21 protein-coding genes are annotated in these 25,405 nt (G+C 67.4%); 7 read left to right on the top strand and 14 right to left on the bottom strand.

The annotated features are described in order from the left end of the window. Nucleotides 1-13: 13 nt before the first annotated feature. Nucleotides 14-5,569 carry a CHAT domain-containing protein gene (locus JANGC3_RS0102320; protein WP_017874871.1) on the bottom strand — a complete coding sequence of 1,852 codons (5,556 nt, stop codon included), beginning with the start codon at nucleotides 5,567-5,569 and terminating at the stop codon, nucleotides 14-16. Nucleotides 5,570-5,829: 260 nt separating this feature from the next. Here JANGC3_RS0102320 and JANGC3_RS0102325 point away from each other — a divergent pair, with 260 nt between their 5' ends. Together JANGC3_RS0102325 and JANGC3_RS0102330 are read left to right on the top strand one after the other, a co-directional pair. After that, on the top strand, nucleotides 5,830-6,300 hold the full coding sequence (locus JANGC3_RS0102325; RefSeq protein WP_017874872.1) for a nuclear transport factor 2 family protein: 471 nt from the start codon (nucleotides 5,830-5,832) through the stop codon (nucleotides 6,298-6,300). Between the two features lie 27 nt (nucleotides 6,301-6,327). Next, nucleotides 6,328-6,882, top strand: a complete 555-nt coding sequence (locus tag JANGC3_RS0102330) for a TetR/AcrR family transcriptional regulator (RefSeq protein ID WP_017874873.1) — start codon at nucleotides 6,328-6,330, stop codon at nucleotides 6,880-6,882. A gap of 31 nt (nucleotides 6,883-6,913) precedes the next feature. Here JANGC3_RS0102330 and JANGC3_RS31130 read toward each other — a convergent pair whose 3' ends face one another. The 4 genes from JANGC3_RS31130 to JANGC3_RS0102350 all read right to left on the bottom strand — a co-directional run bounded on the left by JANGC3_RS31130 (nucleotide 6,914) and on the right by JANGC3_RS0102350 (nucleotide 10,309). Next, nucleotides 6,914-7,384 carry a DUF4124 domain-containing protein gene (locus JANGC3_RS31130; RefSeq protein ID WP_081611732.1) on the bottom strand — a complete coding sequence of 157 codons (471 nt, stop codon included), beginning with the start codon at nucleotides 7,382-7,384 and terminating at the stop codon, nucleotides 6,914-6,916. Between the two features lie 136 nt (nucleotides 7,385-7,520). Then, nucleotides 7,521-8,363: a trypsin-like peptidase domain-containing protein gene (locus JANGC3_RS0102340; RefSeq protein WP_035788081.1), complete on the bottom strand. Its 843-nt coding sequence runs from the start codon at nucleotides 8,361-8,363 to the stop codon at nucleotides 7,521-7,523. A gap of 795 nt (nucleotides 8,364-9,158) precedes the next feature. Further along, nucleotides 9,159-9,434, bottom strand: coding sequence for a hypothetical protein (locus tag JANGC3_RS28160; protein ID WP_017874876.1), 276 nt, complete (start codon nucleotides 9,432-9,434; stop codon nucleotides 9,159-9,161). Between the two features lie 23 nt (nucleotides 9,435-9,457). After that, entirely contained in the window at nucleotides 9,458-10,309 is an 852-nt protein-coding gene (locus JANGC3_RS0102350; protein WP_017874877.1) for a DUF6920 family protein, read from the bottom strand. A gap of 264 nt (nucleotides 10,310-10,573) precedes the next feature. Here JANGC3_RS0102350 and JANGC3_RS0102355 point away from each other — a divergent pair, with 264 nt between their 5' ends. Continuing rightward, on the top strand, nucleotides 10,574-11,038 hold the full coding sequence (locus JANGC3_RS0102355; protein WP_017874878.1) for a carboxymuconolactone decarboxylase family protein: 465 nt from the start codon (nucleotides 10,574-10,576) through the stop codon (nucleotides 11,036-11,038). Between the two features lie 149 nt (nucleotides 11,039-11,187). Beyond that, nucleotides 11,188-12,075 carry an RNA polymerase sigma-70 factor gene (locus JANGC3_RS0102360; protein ID WP_026132441.1) on the top strand — a complete coding sequence of 296 codons (888 nt, stop codon included), beginning with the start codon at nucleotides 11,188-11,190 and terminating at the stop codon, nucleotides 12,073-12,075. A gap of 250 nt (nucleotides 12,076-12,325) precedes the next feature. Here JANGC3_RS0102360 and JANGC3_RS0102365 read toward each other — a convergent pair whose 3' ends face one another. The 6 genes from JANGC3_RS0102365 to JANGC3_RS0102390 form a co-directional block, all read right to left on the bottom strand. Further along, on the bottom strand, nucleotides 12,326-12,613 hold the full coding sequence (locus JANGC3_RS0102365) for a hypothetical protein (RefSeq protein ID WP_017874880.1): 288 nt from the start codon (nucleotides 12,611-12,613) through the stop codon (nucleotides 12,326-12,328). Nucleotides 12,614-12,782: 169 nt separating this feature from the next. Further along, complete coding sequence (locus tag JANGC3_RS0102370; RefSeq protein ID WP_017874881.1) at nucleotides 12,783-13,475, bottom strand: ABC transporter ATP-binding protein; 693 nt, start codon at nucleotides 13,473-13,475, stop codon at nucleotides 12,783-12,785. 34 nt (nucleotides 13,476-13,509) lie between these two features. Then, nucleotides 13,510-14,316, bottom strand: a complete 807-nt coding sequence (gene phnE / locus JANGC3_RS0102375; protein ID WP_017874882.1) for a phosphonate ABC transporter, permease protein PhnE — start codon at nucleotides 14,314-14,316, stop codon at nucleotides 13,510-13,512. Further along, entirely contained in the window at nucleotides 14,313-15,152 is an 840-nt protein-coding gene (locus JANGC3_RS0102380; protein WP_017874883.1) for a PhnE/PtxC family ABC transporter permease, read from the bottom strand. The genes phnE and JANGC3_RS0102380 overlap by 4 nt, the downstream gene beginning before the upstream one ends. A 9-nt stretch (nucleotides 15,153-15,161) precedes the next feature. After that, the gene (locus JANGC3_RS0102385) at nucleotides 15,162-15,983 is read right to left on the bottom strand and encodes a phosphonate ABC transporter ATP-binding protein (RefSeq protein ID WP_035788082.1); all 822 of its coding nucleotides are present in this window, start codon (nucleotides 15,981-15,983) and stop codon (nucleotides 15,162-15,164) included. A 33-nt stretch (nucleotides 15,984-16,016) separates the two neighbouring features. Then, the gene (locus tag JANGC3_RS0102390) at nucleotides 16,017-16,889 is read right to left on the bottom strand and encodes a putative selenate ABC transporter substrate-binding protein (RefSeq protein WP_017874885.1); all 873 of its coding nucleotides are present in this window, start codon (nucleotides 16,887-16,889) and stop codon (nucleotides 16,017-16,019) included. A 291-nt stretch (nucleotides 16,890-17,180) separates the two neighbouring features. Between JANGC3_RS0102390 and egtD the strand changes: the two genes are divergently transcribed. The 3 genes from egtD (at nucleotide 17,181) to JANGC3_RS0102405 (ending at nucleotide 21,119) form a co-directional block, all read left to right on the top strand. After that, complete coding sequence (gene egtD, locus JANGC3_RS0102395) at nucleotides 17,181-18,095, top strand: L-histidine N(alpha)-methyltransferase (RefSeq protein ID WP_017874886.1); 915 nt, start codon at nucleotides 17,181-17,183, stop codon at nucleotides 18,093-18,095. A 2-nt stretch (nucleotides 18,096-18,097) separates the two neighbouring features. After that, nucleotides 18,098-19,417, top strand: a complete 1,320-nt coding sequence (gene egtB, locus JANGC3_RS0102400; protein ID WP_017874887.1) for an ergothioneine biosynthesis protein EgtB — start codon at nucleotides 18,098-18,100, stop codon at nucleotides 19,415-19,417. 337 nt (nucleotides 19,418-19,754) lie between these two features. After that, entirely contained in the window at nucleotides 19,755-21,119 is a 1,365-nt protein-coding gene (locus JANGC3_RS0102405) for a sensor domain-containing diguanylate cyclase (protein ID WP_232429639.1), read from the top strand. Nucleotides 21,120-21,170: 51 nt separating this feature from the next. Here the strand turns inward: JANGC3_RS0102405 and leuA are convergent, their stop codons facing one another. From leuA to senB, 3 genes are all read right to left on the bottom strand, one after another. Further along, complete coding sequence (gene leuA / locus JANGC3_RS0102410) at nucleotides 21,171-22,868, bottom strand: 2-isopropylmalate synthase (RefSeq protein ID WP_017874889.1); 1,698 nt, start codon at nucleotides 22,866-22,868, stop codon at nucleotides 21,171-21,173. A gap of 418 nt (nucleotides 22,869-23,286) precedes the next feature. Continuing rightward, on the bottom strand, nucleotides 23,287-24,345 hold the full coding sequence (gene selD, locus JANGC3_RS0102415) for a selenide, water dikinase SelD (RefSeq protein WP_017874890.1): 1,059 nt from the start codon (nucleotides 24,343-24,345) through the stop codon (nucleotides 23,287-23,289). Then, nucleotides 24,342-25,373 carry a selenoneine biosynthesis selenosugar synthase SenB gene (gene senB, locus JANGC3_RS0102420; RefSeq protein ID WP_017874891.1) on the bottom strand — a complete coding sequence of 344 codons (1,032 nt, stop codon included), beginning with the start codon at nucleotides 25,371-25,373 and terminating at the stop codon, nucleotides 24,342-24,344. The genes selD and senB overlap by 4 nt, the downstream gene beginning before the upstream one ends. Nucleotides 25,374-25,405: the final 32 nt, after the last annotated feature.

The raw sequence follows: 25,405 nt of genomic DNA on the forward strand, positions 1-25,405 counted from the left end.
ATCCGCGGCGGCGCTACGCCGGCAGCGGCAGCTGCGCCGCGAACGCCAGCAGCGCGCCGCGCAGGCGCGCTTCGATGCTGCCGTCGGCGGCCTGCGGCGGCAGCATCTCCAGCATGAATTGCACCTGTACCGCCAGCGCCTGCGGTTCGCCGACGGTGCCGTGGCGCCGCAACGCCTCGGTGTACAGCGCGGCCACCTTGCGCCGCTCGGCGGCGTCGAACACGGCCGGGTAGGGCGGTCCCTCGTAGCAGGCCCACAGCGCGGCGATCAGCGCCGCCTCCAGCTCAACGCAGATGTCGGCCGCCTTGCGTTCCTCTGCGTAGCGCTGGTGCGCGTTGGCGAGCGCGCCCTGCAGCAGCGCGGCCAGGCCGCCGCGCATTTCGCGCCAGGCCTCGTCGCGCCCGGCCGCCTTCAGCAGGAAGGCGCCGGCGAGCGCGTTGAAGATGATCTCGTAGTCGGCCGCGCCGGTGCGCAGGCCGGCCTCCCGCAGCGCGCGGCGGTAGGCCGCGGTCATCGCCAGCAGCGCCGCCTCGGGCGCCCGGCCGCGCAGGCGGGCCAGGCGCGCCACCAACTTCCAATACAGGCCCAGCAGCGCCAGCCGGCGCGCCGTCGGCGCCAGCTCGATCAGCAGCTCCAGGCGCCGGCGGCCGTTCTGCATCAGCGCCTCGCCGGCCTCCGGCTGCGGCGCCGGCGGGCGCTCGATGCCGTCGTCGACGGCCACGCCGAGCAGGGCGGCGCCCTGCGCCACCTCGAGTTGCGCCAGGTGCTCCAGCGCGTGCATCGACAGCAGGCCGTCGGCGGCGCTTTGCGCGGCGCGGTAGTGCTCGATGGCGCGCAGCGTATTCTCCAGCCCGGCCAGGTCGGCGCGGATCGCCGCCATTTTTTCGCGGATGTCGGCATAGCCGAAAAAGCGTATGCGCGCCGCCTCCTCGATGCTGTGCAGCTTGTCCTGCAGCGACTTGCGGCGCGCCGCGTCGGCGCCGGCGATGCGCGCGTGCAGCGTCTCCAGGTCGGCCAGCAACTGGCCGTGGTAGTGGTAGTCGGGCGCGCGCCACTGCTTCGTTTCGGTGTTGGGGAAGCGGTAGCGGTCGTCGCCGTAGGCCTGGTAGGCGCCCCAGGTGTTCGACGCCGGGAAGCGCAGGTAGGCCGTTTCGCGCGCCAGCCGCACCGCCTCGCCGAAGTATTCGCCGCCCATCATGGCCTGGTAGAAGCTGTGGGCGAACACGGCGGCGGCCTGGTCGTCGATGCGCCAGCCGGCCGCGATCACCGCCTTCGAACCCATCTCGATGAAGGCGGTGGCCAGGTTGGCGGCCAGCTTCGACCACGGCGCGGCGGCGTCCGGGCGCATGTCGCCGAGGTGGCAGCAGTTGATGAAGACGAACTGCGGCACCCGTTTCAGCTTGCTGATCTGGGCCGCCGTCAGGCGCGTCTTCGGCCCCAGCACCAGGCCGGTGAGCGGGGTGCTGGGCCCCTCCACCTCGCCGTGGCCGGCCAGGTGGATGGCGAAATACTTTTCATCGAACAGGTGCACCAGCACCTGCTGCGCCTTGGGCCGGTACAGGTCGACGACGTTGTAGCCGTTGGCGCTGAACAGGCGCGCCACGTCTTGCGCCTCGGCCTGCGCCGCCGCCAGCTCGGCCATGCCGGAGTCGGTGTCGCCGACCACCAGCACGCTGTTCGACAGCGGGCTCAGGCCGCGCGGGCGCTCGCGCGGCGTGGCCAGCTGGCGCACCATGCCGATGCGCGTCGACAGCGGGCTTTCCTCGCCGTCGGCCTCGTCGCGCATCAATTCCCACGGGTAGATCGCGGCGCTCTGGTCGACCGCCAGGATCAGGCCGCGCATTTCGGGAATCGCCGCCTTCAGGCCGTTCGGCAGCATCAACTCGTAGAGCGCGCGCGACAGGCCGGGCTGGTCGGTGGTGTTGTCGGTGGCGTCCATGATCAAGCCGTCCACCGCCTGGCGCTGGTTGGGTTCCTCGTCGACGCTGTTGTGGGCGCGGTCGGTGACGAGCGTGAAGCGCAGCGCGCCGGAGCTGTCGGCGGCGACGATGTGGACGCGGCGCCAGCCGTTGTCGCCCGACAGCGCCGGCAGCACGCGCCGGTAGCCGCCCGGGCTGCGCTTGATGCGCCCGTCGAAGGCCAGCGCGTTCTGGTAGCGCGCCTCGCCCATGATGTGCTCGATGGCGCCGGCGGCGGCGATGGCGCGCGCCTCCGACTGCTCGTAGACGCTGACGTGGCGGATGCGGCTGCGCAGGCCGGCGTCCTCGAGGCGGCGGTTGGCCGCGCGCAGGCCGTCGATCAGCGAGCGCAGGCACAGCGCGATGCTCAGGCCGCCGTAGCCGGAACCGGACAGCAGGCTGGCCACCCGCAGGCCCGGGTCGGGCGGCTCGGCGCGCGCGGCCGCCTCGGCCGCCGCCTCGCCGGGGCGCTGCGGGCAGGGCGCGGCGTTGAGTTCGGCCTGCTGCAACTGCTCGTTGACGCGGGCGTATTCGACCAGGCCGCCGGCGAAGGCGCGCGTCAACTCGCCCGGCGTCAATTCGCCCAGCGCGCCCAGGCCGATGACGATGGCGCCGCCGGGGCGGCGCGCGCGCGCCTGTTGCAGCACCACCACCGCCTCGTCCGGGCTTTGCGGGAAGCGCCCGAGCGCGTAGATTTGCTGCAGGCGGCCGTCGAGCAGGCGGTCGAGGAAGGACATGCTGCCGCGCAGCGACTCGTAGGCGTAGCAGCCGGCGAGCACCGGCATGTCGGCGTTGGCCATGCTGCCGTGGACGATTTCGAGGGTGACGTGCTCGGGCGGCGCCGGCCGCTGCAGCAGCGGGCGGGCGCCGCCCAGCGCCGCCGCCAGCACCTCCTGGGCGCTCGGATAGAGTGGCGCGGCGCCGCCCTCGCGGGCGCGAAAGCGCGGCGCGGCGCCGCCCGGCGGCGTCGGCGGGGCCTCCGGCAGCAGCAGCGTGTGGCCGGTGTCCAGCAACTGCTGGTAGGCCGGGAAGGCTTCCTTTTTCAACAGCAGGTCGCCGTGCGCGGCCGCCACGTACCAGGTGCGCACGCCGGGCGGCGCGGCGCCGTCCCAGGCCACGCGGCCGTCGCCGGCGCCGCCGTAGGCGATTTCGACGCGGCCGCCGCGCAGTCGCAGGCCCAGCGGCGTCTCGGCGCAGCCGGCCAGGTAACTGGTGCGCTCCGGGTCGAGCGGCGCGTCCTCCAGCAGCGCGACGGTGGCGCGGGCCTGTTCCAGCGCCTCGGCCAGCGGCGCCTGCCAGCCGTCCGGCCGGGCGGCGCCGCGGTCGCCGTCGGCCCAGGCTTGCCAGGTGGCGGCGGAAAAATAGTCGTTGCCGTCGGCGCCGGCGCGGCCGCCGGCGTCGGCCGGCCAGGGCAAGGCCTCCAGCACGCCGGGGAAGGCGCGGATGAAGCCGAGGAAGTCGCGCAGCGTGTGGCGCCAGCCGATCCAGCTGGCCAGCATCTGCACCAGGTCGTCGCGTCCGAGCAGCACCGCCGCCATCGCGTGCGAGCCGCGGTTGGGCGCGCCGGCCTGCAGCAGGCGGCTGCCGGGGATCGCCGCGAAGCGCAGCCAGCGGTCCTTCAGCGCCAGCCGCGCCACCAGCCCGCCCATCGCATGGCCGACGATGCGCAGCGGCTGGCCGCGTTGCTCGGCGTCGCTCATGGCCGCGTCCAGCACCGGCAGGAAGGCGGCGCTGGTGTGGCGCAGCGACAGGCGCCAGTCGAAGGTGAACGGGCGCACCTCCTGGCTCAGCGCGAGGAACTGGGCGAACTGCTCGTAGTACTGCTCGACCCAGCCGGCGCTGACGATGTTGGGCCGGCCCACGGCCAGGCGCTCGATCTGGCCGTCGACCAGGTTGACCGGGTCGAACCAGACCCGGCTGGCGCCGACCTGCAGGTGGCTACCCATCATGCCGGGCAACAGCAGCACGATGGGGGCGCGCTCGCGCCGCTTTGGCGCCTCGCCGCCGCGGGCGATCAGGCCGTGTTCGGGTAGCGGCAGGCCGCGGTAGGCTTGGTCGTCGCCGGCCAGCGCCTGCACCACCGCGGCGGCCGAGGCCGGCAGCTCGAAGTAGTTCAAGTGGTGCACCCGCGGGCCGCTGAAGAAGGCTTGCAGCAGCGGCGCCTGGCGCGCCGCGCCGCCCGTCATCGAGGTGGTGTTGACCACCAGGTCGCTCTGGCCGCCATAGTAGAGCTCGGCGGCGCTGTCGGCCAGCCACTTCAGCAGGCCGGTGCCGCTGAAGTCGCCGGCGACGACGTGCAGCGGGCTTTTCACCCGCACGTCGGGCGCGTTCAGCAGCGCCACCAGCGGCGCGTCCGGCATCATCGCCTCCAGCCCCGGCAGCACGCGGGCGTCGCAGCGCTGCTGCACCAGCGCCAGCAGGAAGGAGCTGCCGACGTCGACCGCCTCGGCCAGCGGCGCCAGCGCCGGCTGCGCCAGGCTGCCCACGCGCAGGGCGCCGCCGAGCAGGTTGAACATCACGCTGGCCCAGCGGTCCAGGCGGCCCGACAGCAGCGTGGTGCCGCGCGCCGGGCAGGCCACGCGGACGAAGCGTTCGACGCGGATGGCGCGCCGCTGCAGCTCGACGTTCAGCTCGGCCAGGCGGGCCGCGTCGGCCTGGTAGCCGAGCCGCCCGGCCAGCGCCGCCTGCGAACAGAAATGGTCGATGTCGTGCTGGTTGAAGGGCTCGCCGCCGACGGTGTTCTCGCTCAGGCGCTCGACGCCGTCGCCGGTCAGGTCGACCGCGCCGCGGCTGTCGCTGCGCTGGGCGCGCGCCAGCAGCTCGCCGACCAGGCCGCCGCGCGAATGGCTCAGCAGGTGCAGCACGCTGCCGGCCGGCAGCTGGCGCACCAGATCGAGCGCGTTGGCGACCGGGCTGTCGGTCAGCGTGCGGTGCTCGAAAGCGAAGATGCGGTTGCCGTACAGCGCGCCCAGTTGTGGCGCCAGGCCGGCCGTCCACAGGCCGACGAAAGTGCCCTCGGTCGACGAGGCGGCGCCGTGCAGCAGCACCAGCAGCGGCTCGCGCGCCGGCGCCAGCGCCGTCACCGGCGTCAGCTCCCAGCGCTCGACGCCGCAGCGGTACAGGCCGAGCCGGTGCTGCAACTGGCGGTCCTGGAAGGCGCCGGCGGCGGCCAGCGCCGTCATGCCGCCGGCGCCGCTGCGGTAGATGCGCAGCGCCTTCAGCATCCACGCGCCCAGGCCGTCGCGGCTGGCGCCGGCCGGCAGGTGCCGGCCGCTCGGACGCAGCGCCTGGCCCACCGCCAGCGTGGCCGCGCCGTTGCCGCCGGCGGGCGGCCCCAGATAGCGTTCGAGATCGTCGGCGGCGGCCAGCAGGCGGGTGCCGTCGGTGAGGATCAGCTCGACCACGTCGGCCTCGCCGACCGGCACCGAGACCTCGTCGCTGCCCAGGCCGCGCGCGCCCGACAGCACATACGTCTCGGTGCCCCACTCGGGCGCGACGTGGTTGTCGTTGACGCTGGCGTGGGGGTCGCGCGTCAGCGTCAGCCACAGCAGCGGCGCGGCGGCGCGCGCCGCCGTGCCGGCCGGGGGCGGAGTAGAAGTAGGAGTATCCATGGCGAAGCAGGCACAAGGGCGGTAATGGCAATAAAGCCACCTTGGCCCTGCCATGCGGGAACACCTTGCGCCACATCAATCCTGCTAGTCAAACCGGCGTCGGCAAGAACACCCCAGGGTTGTGCCATTGCTTGTTTCAATACCAAAGCCACCCTACGAAAAGATGCTTGTGTTCCGCCGCAGCCCGGGCTACACTAATTGTACTGATCGGTACATAGTGTTCCAAGCAGTACACAAATCCCATTTTTAAGGTGCCCAGCATGCCAACCCGACCACCCCTGCCGCCGTTCACCCTCGACAGCGCCACCCAAAAAGTACGCCTCGCGGAAGACGGCTGGAACAGCCGCAACCCCGAAAAAGTCGCACTGGCCTACACCGAAGACAGCTGGTGGCGCAACCGCAACGAGTTCGTCCAAGGCCGTGCTGCTATAGTGGCGTTGCTAACGCGCAAGTGGGAGCGCGAACTGGACTACCGCCTGGTCAAGGAATTGTGGCTGCAAGACGGCAAGCGCATCGGCGTGCGCTTTGCCTACGAGTGGCACGACGCCGCCGGCCAGTGGTATCGCTCGTACGGCAACGAAAACTGGGACTTCGCCGACAACGGCCTGATGCAACGGCGCCACGCCAGCATCAACGACGCCCCGATCGAACCGTCCGAGCGCCGGTTCCACTGGGACTTGAACGGCCCGCGCCCGGCCGAGCACCCGGGGCTGAGCGAAATGGGTTTCTAAAACAAACGAACGGATAGGTAGACAACGATGGCGAGAACGATCGCGGAACGCGGCGACGTGCTGCCGCTGCTGGCGGAAGTGTTCCGCCACTACGGCTTCGAGGGCGCCAGCCTGGCGCGGATCAGCGCCGGGACCGGCTTGGGCAAGGGCAGCATCTACCACTTTTTCCCCGGCGGCAAAGACGACATGGCCGCCGCTGTGCTGGCCGAGATCGACGGCTGGTTCCGCCTGAAAGTGTTCGCGCCGCTGCGCGAGGGCGCCGACGCGCGGGCCGGCGTCGACGCCATGTTCGACGCCGTCGAGACGTATTTCCTGTCGGGTCAGAAAGTGTGCCTGGTCGGCGTGTTCGCGCTCGGATGCGAGCGCGACCGTTTCGCCGCGCAGGTCAGCGATTACTTCGCCGAGTGGATAGGCGCGCTGGCCGCGGCCTTGCTGCGCGGCGGCCGCGACGCCGACGCAGCGCAGGCGCTGTCGGAGGAAGTCGTGGGCGCGATCCAAGGCGCACTGGTGCTGGCGCGGGCGCTGGACCGGCCGGCAGCGTTCACGCAAGCGCTGCAGCGCCTGCGGCTGCGCCTGCTATAAGCCGGCAGGCCTTGCCCACGGGGCGTATATATTAGCGGCAATAGGCGCGGATATCGCGATCCGCAACCTCCCGGTCGTTGCTATCGATGCGCTCCCCATTACGGTGGCTCACCGCGCCACTTTTGACGTCATGGGCGAGGTCGCATCGAGTTGCGTCAGTTTCCGGCTGGTTTGGCTTAAACGTCCAACGGGCCTTCGGGCCTTCGGATATCCGGAATGGTTCCTGCATCCTGTTTTTTTCCAATTGGCGACGCTTGAACTCCATTTCCCTCTGCTGCCAAGTCGGCATGGATGAAGCCGTTGGCGGTGAGGGGGCCGGAGTCGACTTGACCTTCAACTCTTCCACCTGGGCCTTGCCTGCCTGGTCTTTGTTGTCTGAATACTGCGTTTTCCCATTCGCATCTACCCACTTGTATATTTCCGCATGGCTCGCTGGCGACACCTGCGAAAGCATCAAAAAAGCCCCCAGCCACGCCAGCTTGTTCTTTTTTTTATTAGCCATGATTTATTTTGTTGTGGTTCAGGAGATAAAGGGTGGCGCCGAAATGAAATAATTTCTCATCCTTGATGCGAATTCTGCTTCTGCTCCGAAGCGGTCAGTAATTTCTAGGTCACTCTGGAGTCACTTGATGGCCGGGTTAGGTGCCTTCTCGAACCTTCATATAGGCTTTAACGGTCTCGACAACAGTTTCAGCCTTGAAAACAACGCCCAGATCAATCATCTCTTGTTGCACCACCATAGGTCGAGTTTGTGTCGGAATTGGCACCGCGATGATTTCGTTGAGCGCAGTTCGAAAGAATACAGCGGCGACGACACCCACGAAGAGGACACGCGAAGCGATAGAGGTGTTACCGCGCTTATCTGTAATCATGCCTTGATTGAGAATGAACACTGGACTACCGCTAGACCCACCAAAAACAGATGCGTCTATAACGAAACGCGGGGTGCCCTCGAAGTTAACAGATAGCGGTGTGGCCGTTGTTCCGCGCCTAGCTACGGGAATTAAATTCTTCTTATCCCAAACACCGTTCGGATAGCCGATGAACGTAACCGACTCGATAGCATCAAGTAGCTCGAATTGCTCTGGCGTGGGTACCATGCTAGAGTCGACACAGCGAAAGAATAGGTCGACATTATACTGTTGTTTGATGTGGGCTTCCAGCGGAATGAAGGGTAAAATGGCAATATCGATATCCTTGAACGGATGGCCAAACCATGCTTGGGGCCAGTCGTGGACTTCGAGACGGAAGCCATTTCCAAGGTTGGGCTTACCGTCCTTCCGTTGATGAAAGGTTAGCGCGCCAGCGCGCATCCCTTCGACAACGTGCTTGTTGGTCACGATGAAGATGGCATGCTCTGTCTCCGAAATGCGGTGTGTGTACAGGAACCCGGTGCCCGATCCGTTGTTGCCATCATTGCTAACCGTATCAATTCGCACGGTAGTGAAAAAAAGATTCTCGGCCATTGACTCAACTTGCATATTTATGACACCTAAGGAGTAGCTGAGCAGCGGGCCGCCCGGCAATTAATCAATGAACTTTACCGTTTCCGGCAAGTCCGTCTTAAACGTCATCCTATGGCCCGGTGAATGAGCGTTTCTGGCAGTCTACAGCCCATTTCGCTCGGTACTTGGCCGGCTGTTACGAGAAAAAGCAGGCATTTTCTGGCCGAATGTTGGGTAGCTAGAACGGTAAGGTGGCACCGATTACATCCACTCTACTGTGCGCCATTTTGGCGATAGCGGCCCGAACTCATACATCGCGAGTCTCAGTTCGTCCCACTTCGTATCGCTCATCAGCGGCGGCATACGGCTGTTCTTTCTGTATTGATTAGGTCCGGTTGTGGCCGAACACTACCTGAAGATAAAGGATACCATGTTGCCCAAGTGAAAAATACACACATTTCCACATCGGCAGCCCAACGGTCAACGCTTAAGTGCACTTACTCGAAGTGTAAAAAAGGAGTAGTTGGGAATCGAAAACCATGCCTCGTTGTGTGAGCTGGTCGGCGATATTGCGCTGTCGCGAAGCCGGGCTCACGAAGCTGGGATCAGTTCCGGCTTGGACATTTTTTCAATGAAAGGTCCTTGTAGCCGGCACTAAACTCCGTCGGTGCATTTGTGAAAGTAGCAGTATATGCCACAGGCTGGTACCCGCGAACGGGTCTCCTTCACCTCGGTTTTTTTGTTCTCGAGAAAGGAATTTCAGCTGGGCGATAAATTGAGGCATCGAGCCAGCGTGAAAAGCAAGTCCGCCACAAAAATCCCGCCGAAGATCTATTTGTTGTAGCGCGCGAGCCAGAGCGGCAGGTAGATATCAAAATTGTCGCGGCGGTCGTCCGTGTAACGTGCCGCTACCTTGGTGAGCGGACAACGTCTTTTGTTCGCCGCCAGGATAAGGACTTCCACCAATACGATGGAGATAAGACCCAGGGCCAAACTCAAATCGCCCCTCCATGCGGCTATCGGAATCGCAAGGACGCAAGCCGCAAAGAAGGCCCAGGCGATGGTGTGGATGACCTTGATTATCGTAAGGGCGGCGGCGTCGCGCATGACATCCCCAGAGCTCAATGCCGTTATTTGGCGAATTCGTGAGCAATGGCGGTAACTTCGCCGCGCCAATACGGCTGGGCGCCGTCAGGCAGAATCCATGCCACTTCCCCGTTGATTGGCACGCGCATTCCACCTTTATCCTGATAGTTCCAGAAGCGCCCATGCCAAGGCGTCGGGACGGTCCGACCGCCCACCGTGCGGCCACGAGCATCCGCTCTTACGGTTTCAATGACGCCCGTTTCATCGAAGCCGAAATGCAGCGTGACGGTGACCGCGCCGTCGACCAGCGTCGCACGTGCGGAATGCGCGTCGACGGCTTCCCAGCTGACGCCTTGGCTGGGCAGTAGGGCGGTGGGATACCACGCGGCCTCGGCGAAGAAGCGCATTAACTCTCCTTTGGCAAGATCAGCTGTGCCGCGCATATCCGCCACGGTGACCAGGCCCAGCAATGCGGCGCGCAGCGAGCCCTCGCCGGCAACGTAGGCGTCGTGCACCAGCACCGCCACGCCGGGCAACATATTGATACGGGCGTTCCAATCGAAGCCGGGTCGCCTCGTCACTATTTGCTGATCCGAGGTAAACGGCTTCCATTGCGTCGAGGTCGCGCTCATATTCATGCCGCCGCGGTGCCGCACGTCCACCCTGGCCACCATGGGCATGCCATCCGTGAGCGCGATGCGGAAATAGCGCTGCACCGGCGCGGGCAAACCCTCAAGTTCGTGAAAGTCGACGAATTGAGGCGTGACGGGAATGCGCGCCGCGTTGAGGGCGCTGCGCAAATTCCGAGTTCCCCGCTTCCAATGGTAGTTGCCATATGTGGCGACCGCGAAGCCGCTAGCGGCCAGCAGCAATATGAAGGCTAGTGTCTGGAGCATGGTTCCGTTCCTTGCGGGTATCGTTACGGTGGAAAGGCGACATGGAATCGAAGCAAATGCGACCAGCCCGGCGCTGGCTTGGCGGCATCGATTGTACGCTAGCACGGTTGCCCGCTTTCGCTGCGTAGCAGGCCGGGAAGCGGGACAAAAACGCCTCTGCGGAAAAAAATTCGAATTCCTGTCACAAGCTGCCCAAGCCCCGCGTCTTATACGATATGGAAGGCGCAATGGGTGCCTTCCGCTCTCAAGCCAAAGGTTTCCATCATGTCCCACGCCGCCCGCATCGCCTTCTTCACGCTCGCCCCCGCCAATCTGAAGGCGATGATCAGCCTGTCGACCTCCGTCAAACAGAGCTCGCTCGGCGAACGCCTGGTCGAACTGCTGCAATTGCGGGTCTCGCAAATCAACGGCTGCGGCGTCTGCGTCGACATGCACTGGCGCGAGCTGATCAAGCAGGACGCCAACCCGCGCCACATCAACGCCCTGGCCGGCTGGCGCGAAGCGCCTTTCTTCAGTGCCCGCGAACGCGCCGCGCTGGGCTGGGCCGAAGCCGTCAACGCGCTGCCGCAGCGCGACGACACCGACGCCGCCTATGCCGAGTTGCAGCAGTACTTCAGCGCCACCGAAATCGCCGAGCTAAGCTATGCGGTCGCCGCCATCAAGGGGTGGAACCTGATCAACCTGAGCCTGCGCAACCAGATCCCCGAGGTGCCGGCGCCGGGCTTCTAAACGGCCAGCCCGGTTTGTCGTCCGCCAGGGACGTCAAGCCGGGCGCCAGCCGATCCGCGGCGGTGGCCAAACCCGCCCGCGCCGGACTACACTGTCAGGCAACAGGCAGCGTCCGCGTTTTGTCCACCCACCAGCATCTTTTGCGCGCCATGAACGACCCCGCCAGCCCCCACGAGGAACACACCTTCGCCGCGCTTCGTCCGCGGCTATTCTCCATCGCCTACCGCATGCTGGGCATCCGCGCCGACGCCGAAGACGTGGTGCAAGACGCCTGGCTGCGCTGGCACGGCGGCGAGCCGGCGGCCTTGCAATCGGCCGAGGCGTGGCTGGTGACGGTCACCACGCGCCTGGCCATCGACCGCCTGCGTACCCGCAAGGCCGAGCGCGAAACCTACATCGGCTGGTGGTTGCCGGAGCCGCTGGTGGAGCTGGACGAACGCACGCCGGAAAGCGCCGCCGAACTGGCGAGCGAGGTCTCGGTGGCGTTCATGTGGGTGCTGGAACGCCTGTCGCCGGAGGAGCGCGCCGCCTTCCTGATGCGCCAGGTGTTCGACCACGACTACGCCGACATCGCGGCGATGCTGAATAAATCGGAAGCGAGCTGCCGTCAGATGGTGCACCGGGCGCAGGCGCGCGTGCAGCAGGAGCGCCCGCGCTTCGACGTGCCGAAGGACACGCACCGCGAGCTGCTGGCGAAGTTCATGCAGGCCGCCGGCAACGGCGACCGCGCCGCCATGAAGGCGATGATGTCGGACCGGGTGCAACTGGTGGCCGACGGCGGCGGCAAGGTCAATTCCTTCCTCCACATGTTGCACGGGGCGGGGCGCGTGGCGGGCGTGTACTGGTCGCTGGAACACCAGTTCCCGTCCCAGGTGGTTTATCGTTCGGCGCTAATCAACGGCGAGCCCGGCTTGCTGCGCTATGTCGCCGGCAAGATCGAGTCGGCGCAATCGTTCATCGTCGACGAGGGTCGCATCGTCGCGGTCTTCATCATGCGCAATCCGGACAAGCTGACCACCGTGCCGCAGTTCATCTGAGGCGCCGATACTGAATAGCACCGGCGCGCCAATGAAACGCGAATAAGAATGGGAATAATACGCATTACCAATTTTGTTTGCAGCAAGGAAAGTGTGCGGCGGGCGCGCTCGAAAGCGGCGGGGAGGGAAAGCGTGCAGCGTTGTTTGGGCTGTACGACTTGCTGTGTAGCGGTACTGTTTCGTGCGAGCGCGTTGTTTCGGCGCCGTGGACCGTGATGCCGGCGCCTGGCATTGCAAGTAGCGTGGCTACTCAGTGCATTGACGGGGTCGACAGTTCTTTCAATTCCCGGATGCTGAGATCCGATTTTTCGTGCATACGCAACAGAATCGTCGCGCCGACGGTCAGTTTCCTGTGCCGGATTTTGCTGATGATAGGTGGTTGAACCTCTAATACGCGGCATAACTCCGCGTCGTTCTTCAAGTTCATCTTTTCGATGAGCGTGTCGAGCAGTTTGTTTGGCACGAAACTCGATGGTTCGAGTGCGCGCGCGCGGTTCATCGCTTCTATCATTTCCAGCTTCTTTTGCCGTACGTTCATTTACTCCTCCTATTAGGTTAAGGGAAAAAGAAGGGGTGGCTGCCCCGGTGCTTGTACACCAAGCAATGTTGCTTTATGCGTGGCGCAGGTCCAGTACATTATTGATAACGAAGCAAGGATGTTTCAATAGTACTACGTTCCGAATTGTCGTGGCGCATTGTTGAAAAAATTAACTGATAGTTTGTGCAACCCGGTTGACGAATGTTGTTTTTTGTAGTCCAACTTTACTTAATACCAAGATATGGTCGGCCATTTCGGCCGCCGCGTGCGAATGCGTGACCATGATCGCACAGCTGCCGTTGGCCTTGATTTCGTCGCGCAGCAGGCACAACACGCCGTGCGCGGTGTCCGGGTCGAGGTTGCCGGTCGGTTCGTCGGCCAGCACCAGGGCCGGCCGGTGCACCAGCGCGCGGGCGATGGCGACGCGCTGCATTTCGCCGCCCGACAACTGGCGCGGAAAGTCGTCGCCGCGCCCGGCCAGGCCGACCGCCGCCAGCATCTCGGCCGCGCGCGCCTGCGGCAGGCCGTTCAGCAGCAGCGGCAGGGCGATGTTTTGCAGCAGCGTCAGGTGCGGCAGCACGTGGAAGGCCTGGAAGATAAAGCCCATGCGCTCGCGCCGCAGCCGCGTGGCGGCGTCGTCGTCGAGCCCGGACATGGCGACGCCGTCGATCAGGATCGGGCTGGCTTCAAGGCCGGGGTCGGGCGCGTCGAGGCCGGCGATCAGGTTCAGCAGGGTCGACTTGCCGACCCCGGAGTCGCCCATGATGGCGACGAATTCGCCGGCGCCGAAGCGGTGCGACAGGTTGGCCAGCACCGGGCGGCCGGTGGCGTAGGATTTCGACAGGTGGCGTAGTTCTAGCATGGCGGGGCGATCCAAGGTTGGCGGGGTCGAACGGCTAGCGCGTCAGGGCGCGCCGCATGGCGAAGCTGACGGCGTCAACCAGGGCCACCAGCAGCAGCATTGCCAGGATGACGGTGGCGGCCTTCTGGGTCTGGAACAGCGACAGGTGGTATTTCAGCATCTGGCCCAGGCCGCCGGCGCCGACCACGCCCAGAATCGCCGCGGCGCGGATGTTGTTCTCCCAGCGGTACAGCGTGTAGGACAGCATTTGCGGCAGCGTTTGCGGCAGCGTCGCGTAGAAGAAGGCGGCCATCGGCGTGGCGCCGTTGGCGCGCAGGCTGTGCTCGGGCAGCGGCGCGGCGTTTTCCAGCGCGTCGGCGAACAGCCGGCCCAGCACGCCGGCGGTGTGGAAGGCCAGCGCCAGGGTGCCGGCGAACGGCCCCAGGCCGGCGGCGATCAGCAGGATCGAGGCCCACACCAGTTCCGGGATCGAGCGCAGCACGTTGAGCAGCGCGCGCGTGGCGCCGCGCGAGAGCGGGTCGAAGCGGCCGGCCGCCGGCAACGCGAACAGCATGCCGGCGGCCACCGCCAGCAGCGTGCCCAGCGCCGACATCGCCAGCGTCTCGGCGGCCGCCCACGCGGTCTTTTTCAGGAAGGGCGCGGCGGTGTCGGGCGGCGCGAAGCCGCCGAGGAATTCCAGCGCGCTGGCGCCGGCCTCGCCAGTGAAGAACGCCGCCCACTTCAGCGGCAGCGAGGCGAAGCTGGCCAGCACCAACGCCGCCAGCGCCAGCAGCAGCGCGATGGTGGACCAGGGCCGTGGCGGCGTGGCCGTTGGGGGGCGGGCGGGCGTGGCGGCGTTCATCCTAGCCGCCTGCGCAACATTTTCGAGACCGCGTCGGCGCCCGCCACCAGCAGCACGAACACCAGCAGCATAGCCGACACTTCGCCGCCGGAGAGCATTTTCATCGACTCGTCCATGCGCTGGCCAAGGCCGCCGGCGCCGACAAAGCCCATCACCACCGAGCCGCGGATCGCGCATTCCCAGCGGTAGACGGTGTACGACACCAGTTCCGAGGCCGATTCCGGCAGCGCGCCGTACAGCAGCGCAGCCAGGCGGCCGCCGCCGTTTTTCAGCAACGCCTCGCTGGCGTGGGCCTCCGACGATTCGAGGATTTCGGCGTACACCTTGCCGAGCATGCCGCAGTAGGTCAGGGCGATGGCCAGCACGCCGGCGGTCGGCCCCAGGCCGATGATGCGCACGAACAGCAGCGCCCATACCAGCTCGGGCACGCTGCGCAGCAGCACCAGCAGCCAGCGTACGCCCTGGCGCACGGCGGCCGAGAGCGTACGCATGCGGCCGGTGCCCAGGCGCGACACCGACAGCCGCTCCGTCACCAGCAGCGTGGCCGGGATCGCGCCCAGCAGCGCCAGGCTCAGGCCGGCGGTGGCGATGGCGACGGTCTGCCAGGTCTCGCGCAGCAGCATCTGCAGGAATTCGGCGGAGTGGGCCGGCGGCACGAAGCCGGCCAGGAATTGCCCGGTCGCCGCCAGGCTTTGCCAGTCGAACAAAATGGATGGTTTGAATTCGCTCACCACCAGCGTCGGCCACAGCACGGCCACGGCCAGCGCGGCCATCGTCACGCGGCCGCGCCAGGCGGGGTCGGGGTGGCGCTCGAAGCGCGGCGTCGGCGACTGCATGGGCGACAACTAGAAGCAGGCGCCGACGGCCAGCCGCGCCGCCGTCTCGTGCGGCGCGGCGGGCGTCTCGCCCAGCGCCTCGTTCTGGTATAGCTCCGTGATCATGGCGTCGCTGACGTCCTGGCGCGGCAGGTCGAAGACGACGCGGCCATCCTTCAGGCCGACGATGCGCGGGAAGTGGGCGCGCGCCATGTCGACCTGGTGCAGGCTGCAGATCAGCGTGGCGCCGCGCGCGCTGGCCTCCTGGCGCAGCGTGGCCAGCGTCAATTGCGACAGCGTCGGGTCGAGCGCCGACAGCGGCTCGTCGACCAGCAGCGCCTGCGCGTTCGACAGCAGCAGCCGCGCCAGGGCGCAGCGCTGGCGTTCGCCGCCGGACAGGCGGTCGACCCGCGAGTACAACTTGTCGCCCAGCTGGAAGCGCGACAGCGCCTGCCAGGCCGCCTCCGGGTCTTGCGGTTTGATGAGTGACACCAGCGCCTGCCACAAGCTCCATTGCGGCAGGCGCGCCGCCAGCACCGCCGTCACCACGCGCTGGCGCGGCGGCAGCGGCGGCGTTTGCGGGGCCAGGAACAGGCGCGCGCGCAGGCGGTGCCGCTGCTTCTCGGACAGCGCCCACGGATCGACGCCGAAGGCGCGCAAGCGGCCGTCGCCCGGTTCGGGCCGGTGCGCGCAGGCCAGCGTGGACAGCAGCGTGGTCTTGCCGGCGCCGGAGGGGCCGATCAGCGCCAACTGTTCGCCCTGTGCCACCTCCAGGCTGATCTGGTGCAGCGCGGCGGGGCGGCCGGCGCCAAGATGGCGCACCGTCAGTTGCTTCAGGCTGTAGGTACTCACGGTGCTCATGGTGCTCATGCCGCCCGGGTCCGCTTACTTGTTGAGCAGGCCGGCGTTGTTCGCCGCCGCTTCGATCGACTTATAGTTCTCGGCCTTGGTCGGGATGAACTTGCTGGCCCGCTGCAGGTCGAGGATCACCTTGTCGTCGGCTTTGTTGATGTCCAGCGCCAGGAAGGCGTCGCTGATCTTCTTGCGCAGGTCGGCGTTCATGTCCGAGCGCACGCTCCAGTTGTAGTCGAAGTAGCCGGGGGTGGTGTAGAACACCCGCACGGCGGCCGGGTCGACCTTCTTCTCGGCCACCAGCTTTTCCCATACCGAGATGTTGAGCGCGCCGGCGTCGACCTTGCCGCCGGCCACCGCCGCCACCGTCGCGTCGTGCGCGCCGGAGAAGGCGATGCGCTTCAAGTCGGCGTCCGGGTCGACCTTCGCGCCCAGCAGGAAGGAGCGCGGCATCAGGTGGCCGGAGGTCGACGATTCGGAACCGAACGACAGCGTCTTGCCCTTCAGGTCGGCGAGCTTGTTGATGTCCTTGTTGGTGGTGATGAAGACCGACTTGAACTTCTCGTCCTCGGCTCGCTGTACCAGCGGCGTGATCTGGCCCTTGCTGCGGTGGTTGGCCTGGACGAAGGTGAAGCCGCCGAACCAGACCATGTCGACCTTCTTGTTGATCAGCGCCTCGACCGAGGCGGCATAGTCGGTCACCGGGGTGAACTCGACCTTCATGCCGGTTTTCTTTTCCAGGTACTCGCCCAGCGGCTTGAACTTGCGCTGCAACTCGGTCGGCGCCTCGTCCGGGATGGCCGACACGCGCAGCACCGCCTGCGCCTGCGCGTGCGCGGCGGCAAACAACATGGCGGCGGCCAGCGACGCCGACAGCAGGGACTTGACTGGGGAAAATATGAACATGGTCGATGCCTTTATGTAATGAAATGAACTCGATGCGAGCGCTGCAGGGCGGGGCCGTGGCCAGCCGTGGGGTTCCGCTCGCGCGCCGCGGCAAATCGATATTCGGCTATCATAACAAAAATGTCATCTGCAGCAGCGAACCCGCGCCATTTGCCACAGGGATGCGGCCATTCACCCACACTGTCAGCCACGCCTATGCCACACGCCACACAGTTGTCCTCGCCCTTGTCCGCGCCCTTGCCCGATTCGCCCCGGTCCGATGCCAGCCGGGCGGCCCGCGCGTGCGCCGCCGTGCTTGCCGAAATCGGCGCCGGTTTGCTGGCGCCGCAGGCGGCCACGTCGCCCAAATACCTGTACGACGCGCTCGGTTCGAAGCTGTTCGAGGCCATCTGCGAGCTGCCCGAATACTATCCGACCCGCACCGAGGCGGCCATCTTCGCGCAGTACGGCGCCGACATCGCGCGCGCGGCCGGCCCCGGCGCCACGCTGATCGACCTGGGCGCCGGCAACTGCGCCAAGGCCGCCAGCCTGTTCCCGCTGCTGCACCCGGCCCAATACGTCGCCATCGACATCTCCCACGACTTCCTGCGCGAATCGCTGGGGCGTTTGCAGCAGCGCTTCCCGCACATCGACATGTGCGGCCTGGGGCTGGACTTCTCCAGCGCCCTGGAACTGCCCGGCAGCGTGCGCGCGCAACAGCGCCTGTTCTTTTACCCCGGCTCGTCGATCGGCAATTTCGCGCCGCGGCAGGCGCTCGCCTTCCTGCGCCGCCTGCGCGCCAATTCGGCCGACGACGGCGCGCTGCTGATCGGCGTCGACCTGGTCAAGGACGACGCCACCCTGGACGCCGCCTACGACGACGCGCTGGGCGTGACGGCGGCCTTCAACCTGAACCTGCTGCGCCACCTGAACCACCTGATCGGCGCCGACTTCGACGTGCGCCAGTGGCAGCACCGCGGCTTTTTCAACGCCGAACAGCGGCGCGTCGAAATGCACCTGGAGGCGCGCTGCGCGCTGACGGTGCAGTGGCAGGGCGGCGCGCGGCGCTTCGCGCGCGGCGAAGGCATCCACACCGAAGACAGCTACAAATACACCCGCGAGGGCTTCGTCGACCTGCTTGAGCAGGCCGGCTACGGCGCCACGCGGATCTGGACCGACCCGGCGCAATGGTTCGCCGTCATCCACGCGCGCGTCATCCGCGACTGAGCATGGACAGCCACGAATCGCAGCACGGCCACGGGCGCCAGCGCGGGTACGAGCGCGGGTACGAATCGGGCCACGGCCCCGACCACGGCGCCGCCGCGCAGGTCCGCTACCAGGCGGTGCGGCGGCGCTCGCTGATGCTGGCCGAGCCGCTGACGGACGAGGACTGCGGCGCCCAGTCGATGAGCGACGCCAGCCCCGTCAAATGGCACCTGGCGCACACCACCTGGTTCTTCGAGACCTTCATCCTGGAGGCGCTGGAGCCGGACTTCGCGCCGTTCCACCCGGCCTTCCGGGTGCTGTTCAACTCCTACTACAACGGCATCGGCGACAAGCACCCGCGCGCCCAGCGCGGCCTGTTGACGCGGCCCGGCATGGCGCAGGTGCGGGCCTACCGCGCCGACGTCGACGCGCGCGTCGCGCGCCTGCTGGCCGGCGCCGGCCAGCCCGACGCGCAACTGGCGGCGCTGCTGGAACTGGGCCTGCAGCACGAGCAGCAGCACCAGGAACTGATACTCACCGACGTCAAGCACCTGCTGGCGCAGAACGCCTTGCTGCCGGCCTATTTCGACGCGCCGTTCGCGGCCCCGGTGGCGGCGCCGGCCGCGGCGCCGGCCTGGCTGCGCTTCGACGGCGGCCTGACCGAGATCGGCCACGCCGGCGCCGGCTTCTGCTTCGACAACGAGCTGCCGCGCCACCGCCAGTACGTGGCGCCGTTCGAACTGTCCGCGAGCCTGGTCAGCAACGGCGAATACCTGGCCTTCATCGAGGCCGGCGGCTACGCCAATCCGGCGCTGTGGCTGGCCGAGGGGTGGGATTGGGTGCGGTCGCAGGGGCTGAGCGCACCGCTGTACTGGCAGCGCGACGAGCGGGGAGCGTGGCACGAATTCACGCTGTACGGGCTGCGGCCGCTGGCGCCGCGGCAGCCCGCCACGCACCTGTCGCTGTTCGAGGCCGACGCCTACGCCCACTGGGTCGGCGCGCGCCTGCCGACCGAGGCCGAATGGGAGTTCGCCGCGCGCGGGCAGCCGGTGACGGCCGGCGGCCTGCATCCGGCGGCGGCGTGCGGCGAGGGCGCGCTGGCGCAAATGTTCGGCCACTGCTGGCAGTGGACCAGCAGCAGCTACGCGGCGTTTCCGGGCTACCGCACGGCGCCGGGCGCGCTGGGCGAATACAACGGTAAATTCATGCTCAACCAATATGTGCTGCGCGGCTCTTCCTGCGCCACGCCGGCCGGCCACGCGCGCGCCAGCTACCGCAACTTCTTCCCGGCCGGCGCGCGCTGGCAGTTCAGCGGCATCCGCCTGGCGAGGCAGGGCGCTTAGCGGGCCGGCAACGCTGGAGTCGAGCAAAGGCAAAGCGCCGGGGCCGGACCTTCAGGTCCGACCCCGGGGTGACGCCCGTGGTTTGGATCGCTTCCTTCACGCCGTCAGGGACTGCCCCCAAGTGTTTGGCTGTGGTTCCTTGCACAGCCGTCGGCCCTGGCCGGACGCCGGGCCGCCGCCGACGCCGGTCGGGTTACGCCGTTCCGGCCGACCTACGAAAATCCTTAACTGGGCGGTATTCGCCCCTTGCCGCGGCTTCCTGCCGCCCGCGCCGTGCCATCCCTGCTATGATTGCTTGCAGCGGCGTTCTCCGAGCGTCGCATAGCCGGAGGCGTCCGTGACCAGTTTCCCCACTCCGCGCGAGCTGATGCCGCCTGATAGCTGCGGCGAAGGCCCCGCCATGGCGCCGGCCCGCGCCGCCGAATGGGAGCTGGCGCTGGCCATCGATGGCAGTGGCACCGGCGTCTGGGACCGCAACGTGCAAACCGGCCAGATGAGCTACTCCAGCGCCTGGATGCGCATGCTCGGCTACGCCGACGTCGACGCCACCAACCACATCGACGACAGCTACACCCGCGTGCACCCGGACGACCTGGCCATGGTGCAGGCGCGCATCGCCGAGCATTTCGACGGCCGCAGCGCGATGTACGAGGCGCAGCACCGTATCCGCTGCCAGGACGGCGGCTACAAATGGGTGGTCAGCCGCGGCAAGGTGGTCAGCCGCGACGCCGACGGGCTGGCGCTGCGCATGACCGGCATCACCTACGACATCTCGACCCAGATGGCGCTGGCCGAGCAGTTGCGCCACAGCGCCGAGCTGCTCACCAACCTGACCGACGACATGCCCGGCATGGTCTACCAGTACCTCGAACGCAGCGACGGCAGCGCCTGTTTCCCGCACGCCAGCGCGGGCATCCACGCCATCTACGAGCTGCGCCCCGAGCAGGTGCGCGACAGCGCCGCCGGCGTCGACGCGCTGATCCACCCGGACGATCTGGGACGCTACCGCGCCGCGCTGGCCGCCTCGGCGGCGGCGCTGGGCCGTTGGCAGTGCGAATACCGCGTGGTGCTGGCGGGGCAGGGCTTGCGCTGGCGCCAGGGCGACGCCCAGCCGCGCCGCTGCCCCGACGGCGGCACGCTGTGGCACGGCTTCATCAGCGACATCACCGACCGCAAGGCCATCGAGCGGCAGTTGCAGGAGCTGGCGACGATGGACTACCTGACCGGGCTGCCGAACCGGCGCCACTTCATGTTGCGGATGGAGGAGCAATTGGCGCGGCTCGGGCGCGGCAGCGAGACCTGCGCCGCCGTGCTGATGATCGACCTCGACCACTTCAAGGACGTCAACGACCAGTACGGCCACGCCACCGGCGACCTGGTGCTCAAGCACTTCGCCGACGTGCTGCGGCTGGCGCTGCGCAAGGTCGACGCGGTCGGGCGCATCGGCGGCGAGGAATTCACCGTCATCCTGCCGGGCGCCAGCACGCTGGACGCGCAGGCGTTCGGGCTGCGCCTGCAGGCGCGCCTGTTGCGCAGCCCGCTGGTCGACGGCGCGCGCCGCATCGCCGTCCAGGTCAGCATCGGCCTGGCGGCGATGCGCGCCGGCGAGGGCGGCGTCGACGCCGCGCTGGTGCGCGCCGACGCGGCGCTGTACCGCGCCAAGGAGCGCGGCCGCAACCGCGTCGAGATCGCACCGGACTAGGCGGCGCCGGCGATTACGGGAGGGAGCGGCGCCGGCGGCCCGGCGCGGCTGTTACGCCTCGACCGGCGCGGCCGGAGCGGCCGCCGTGTCGTTGATTTTCAACTGGCGGTTGACCGCGCTCAGCACCGCCTTGAACGAGGCCGTGACGATGTTGCTGTCGATGGCCGCGCCGAACAGCGTCGGGCCGTTGTCCAGGCGCAGTTCGACGTAGCAGGCCGCCTGCGCGTTGGCGCCGGAACCGATCGCGTGCTCGTGGTAGTCCATCAGCTTGATGTCGAGGCCGAGCGCGTTGACGAAGGCGTCGATCGGGCCGTTGCCGCCGCCCTGCAGTGCCAGCGTCGACTGGCGGTGCGCCAGCGTGATATCGATCTGCACCGACTCGTCGGCGCTGCTGTCCTCGACCATCCGGTGCGCGCCGTAGGCGTACGGGGAGGTTTGCTCGAAGTACTCGCGGCTGAAAATCTCGTGGATGTCGGCGGCGGCGATCTCGCGGCCGGTGGCGTCGGCCACCGCCTGTACCGCGCGGCTGAACTCGATCTGCAGGCGGCGCGGCAACACCAGGCCGAATTCCTGCTCAAGCAAGTACGCCATGCCGCCCTTGCCGGACTGGCTGTTGACGCGGATCACGGCGTCGTAGCTGCGGCCCATGTCGGCCGGGTCGATCGGCAAATACGGCACTTCCCACAGCGCGCCCGGCTTCTGCTGGGCGAAGCCCTTCTTGATCGCGTCCTGGTGCGAACCGGAGAAGGCGGTGAAAACCAAATCGCCGGCGTACGGGTGGCGCGGATGCACCGGCAGCTGGTTGCACTCCTCGACGCACTTGCGCACCGTGTCGATGTCGGAGAAGTCCAGGCCGGGGTGGACGCCCTGGGTGTACAGGTTCATCGCCAGCGTGACCAGGTCGACGTTGCCGGTGCGCTCGCCGTTGCCGAACAGGCAGCCCTCGACGCGCTCGGCGCCGGCCATCACGGCCAATTCGGCCGAGGCGACGGCGGTGCCGCGGTCGTTGTGCGGATGCACGCTGATGATGATCGCATCGCGGCGCGCCAACTTGCGCGACATCCACTCGATCTGGTCGGCGTAGACGTTGGGCGTGCTGCACTCGACGGTCGACGGCAGGTTGATGATCATCTTGTTGTGCGGGGTCGGCTTCCAGATCGCGCTGACGGCGTCGCAGATGTGCTTGGAAAAGTCCAGTTCCGTCGTCGAGAACGACTCCGGCGTGTACTCGAAGCCCCATTCGGTTTCCGGATGCTGGCTGACGAGCTGCTTGACCAGCGTCGTGCCGGTGGTGGCGATCTGCGTGATCTCTTCGCGCGACATGCCGAACACCACCTTGCGAAACACCGGCGCCACCGAGTTGTACAGGTGGACGATGGCGCGCTTGGCGCCGGCGGCCGAGGCCACCGTGCGGCGGATCAACTCGTCGCGCGACTGGGTCAGCACGATGATGGTGACGTCGTCGGGGATGCGGTTTTCGTCGACCAGCTTGCGCACGAAATCGAAATCGGTTTGCGAGGCGGACGGGAAGCCGACCTCGATCTCCTTCAGGCCGACGGCCACCAGCATCTCGAAGAAGCGCAGCTTTTTCTCGGCGCTCATCGGCTCGATCAAGGCCTGGTTGCCGTCGCGCAAATCGGTGCTCATCCAGATGGGCGGCTTGGTGATGGCGTTGTCTGGCCATTGGCGGTCGGTCAATTTGACTTGTGGGAAAGCGCGATACTTCGACGCTGGATTTTGCAACATCATGGGGAACTCCTGGATAACAAGTGGAAAGCGGGACGAAACTCGACGGTGGCGCGGGTTACCGGGCGGCCACGCAACACTAGGCCAGGCAACCGATCGGTAGGGCTAGCGATAGGGCGGCGGGCGCGCGGACGGCGGCGGCGAACGAGTCGCGGAGGCAAAACAATGCGTGTGGGGCGGAGAACAACATCTGAGCAACCTTCCTGGGGTTTGAAACGCGCCGGCGTGGCCGGGCGAAGCAGTGCGGCAAGCGAATTAGGCGCTTGCTAGTAGTCGCTTAGCTAGCGACAGCAGGGAAGGGGAGAGATGTGTAAGGGAAGACATGGCCCCAATGTAAAGGATGGCGGCGCCGGCTGTCAAGCAAATGCCGCGAAAAACTGCGGCGCGGCGTTGTTTGCCGGCGTCCGCCCGACGCCGCCGCTTAGGCGGCGACTTGGACGCGCGCCGCGCCCGGCACCATTTCGCCGATGACGGCCGCCGCTTCGAAGCCTTCGCGCGCGAACAGCGCCAGCACCTCGTCGACGCTGGCGCGGTCGCACGAGACCAGCAGGCCGCCCGAGGTTTGCGGGTCGGTCAGCAGCGTGTGCTGGGCCGGGCTGATGCTCGGCGACAGTTTGACGTCCTTGCCGTAGGCGTCCCAGTTGCGCCCCGAGGCGCCGGTGAAGTAGCCGTCCTGCGCCAGTTGTTCGACGCCCGGCAGCAGCGGGATTTGCGCCATGCTCAGCTGCGCCGTCAGTTGCGAGCCGCGCGCCAGTTCCAGCAGGTGGCCCAGCAGGCCGAAGCCGGTGACGTCGGTGAGCGCGTGCACGCCGGCCATCTCGGCGAGGGCCTTGCCCGGCTTGTTCAGCTTGGTGGTGTTGGCGATCATCGCCGCGTAGCCGTCCGGCCCCAGCGCGTCCTTCTTCAGCGCCGCCGACAGCACGCCCACGCCCAGCGGCTTGCCGAGGATAAGCACGTCGCCGGCCCTGGCGTCGGCGTTGCGCTTGACCTTGGACGGATGCACCAGGCCCAGCACCACCAGGCCGTAGATCGGCTCGACCGAGTCGATGGTGTGGCCGCCGGCGATCGGGATGCCGGCTTCGGCGCAGATCGCCTCGCCGCCCTTGATGATCAGGCCGATGGTTTCCAGCGGCAGTTTGTTGATCGGCATGCCCACCAGGGCCAGCGCCATGATCGGCGTGCCGCCCATCGCGTAGACGTCGGAGATGGCGTTGGTGGCGGCGATGCGGCCGAAGTCGAACGGGTCGTCAACGATCGGCATGAAGAAGTCGGTGGTGGCGATCAGCGCCTGTTCGTCGTTGAGCTTGTAGACGGCGGCGTCGTCGGCGGTCTCGATGCCGACCATCAGCTCCTTGGGCACCGGGAAGCCGCTGGAGTTTTTCAGGATCTCGGCCAGCACGCCCGGCGCGATTTTGCAGCCGCAGCCGCCGCCGTGCGAAAACGAGGTGAGTTTGATGGGGTGTTGTTCGCTTGTGCTCATAGGTCTTCCATGTTCTGTGCGTGGGGACGCGGGATGCCGGATGGCGCCTGCCCGGCGCCCCGAAGTAGGAGATTATCCACTAACTGCAGCAAGGCCGCGCGCTCGGCCGCCGGCGCGAACAGCGGCGCGCGCGCGGCGCACTGCGCTTGCAGGCGCGCGTGGAAGGCCGGCTCGGCGGCGCAGCGCTCGATCAGCCCGGCCAGCGCGGCGGCGTCGCCGGCCGGGAAGTAGCCGGCGTAGTCGTCGCCGAGCATGCCGCGGTTGCCGCTGACGTCGCTGGCCAGCACCGCCACGCCGCTGCGGACGGCTTCGATGATGACGTTGGCGCCGCCTTCCATGTGCGAACTCAAGGCCATCAACTGGCAGCGCTTGAGGCGCTGCCGCGTGGCCGCGTGCTGCATCGGCCCGAGCCAGCGGTAGCGCGGCGTCGCCGCCGCGGTGGCGGCGGCCAGCCGGCCCAGCGCCGGATCGAGCGCGGCGCCGATGTGCAGCAGGCGCACGCCGGCGCGGCGCACCAGCGCGGCGGCGCGCATGAAGGTGGCCGGGTCTTTTTCGGCGCGCAGGTGGCCGACCATGCAGACGTCGAAATGGCGCCGGCGGCCGGCGGCCGGCCGCAACTGTGGCGCCGATTGGTAGATCACGCTGGCCTTGGCGCGCAGCGCCGGCGCCAGTTCGGCCAGGCCGGCCGGCTGCAGCAGCGCCAGCGCGCCGGCCAGCCGCAGCGATTGCCGCGCCGCCGGATCGCCGCGTATGTCACGATACAAGTCGGTGCCGGTTAGCAGCAGCAGCGTGGGGCGGGCCGGACAGGCGGCGCGAAACGCCGCCAGCGACGCCGCCGAGCGGCGCGCGTGCAGCGCGATCAGCAGGTCCGGCGGCCGGGCCGATCCGTCCGGCGCCGGCCACTGCTGCGCCAGCGTGACGCGGTAGCGCGTGCGCAAAAAGCGCGCCCAGCGGCTGGCGGTGTGCCAATTGCCGTTGTTGGCGGCGGCCAGGGCGGGGCTGACAATCCAGATGTGCGGTGCGGTCAAGGTTGCTTACCTATCAAAAATCGTTACAATCG

Origin of the sequence: Janthinobacterium sp. CG3 (assembly GCF_000344615.1) — a bacterium.
GTDB lineage: Bacteria > Pseudomonadota > Gammaproteobacteria > Burkholderiales > Burkholderiaceae_D > Janthinobacterium.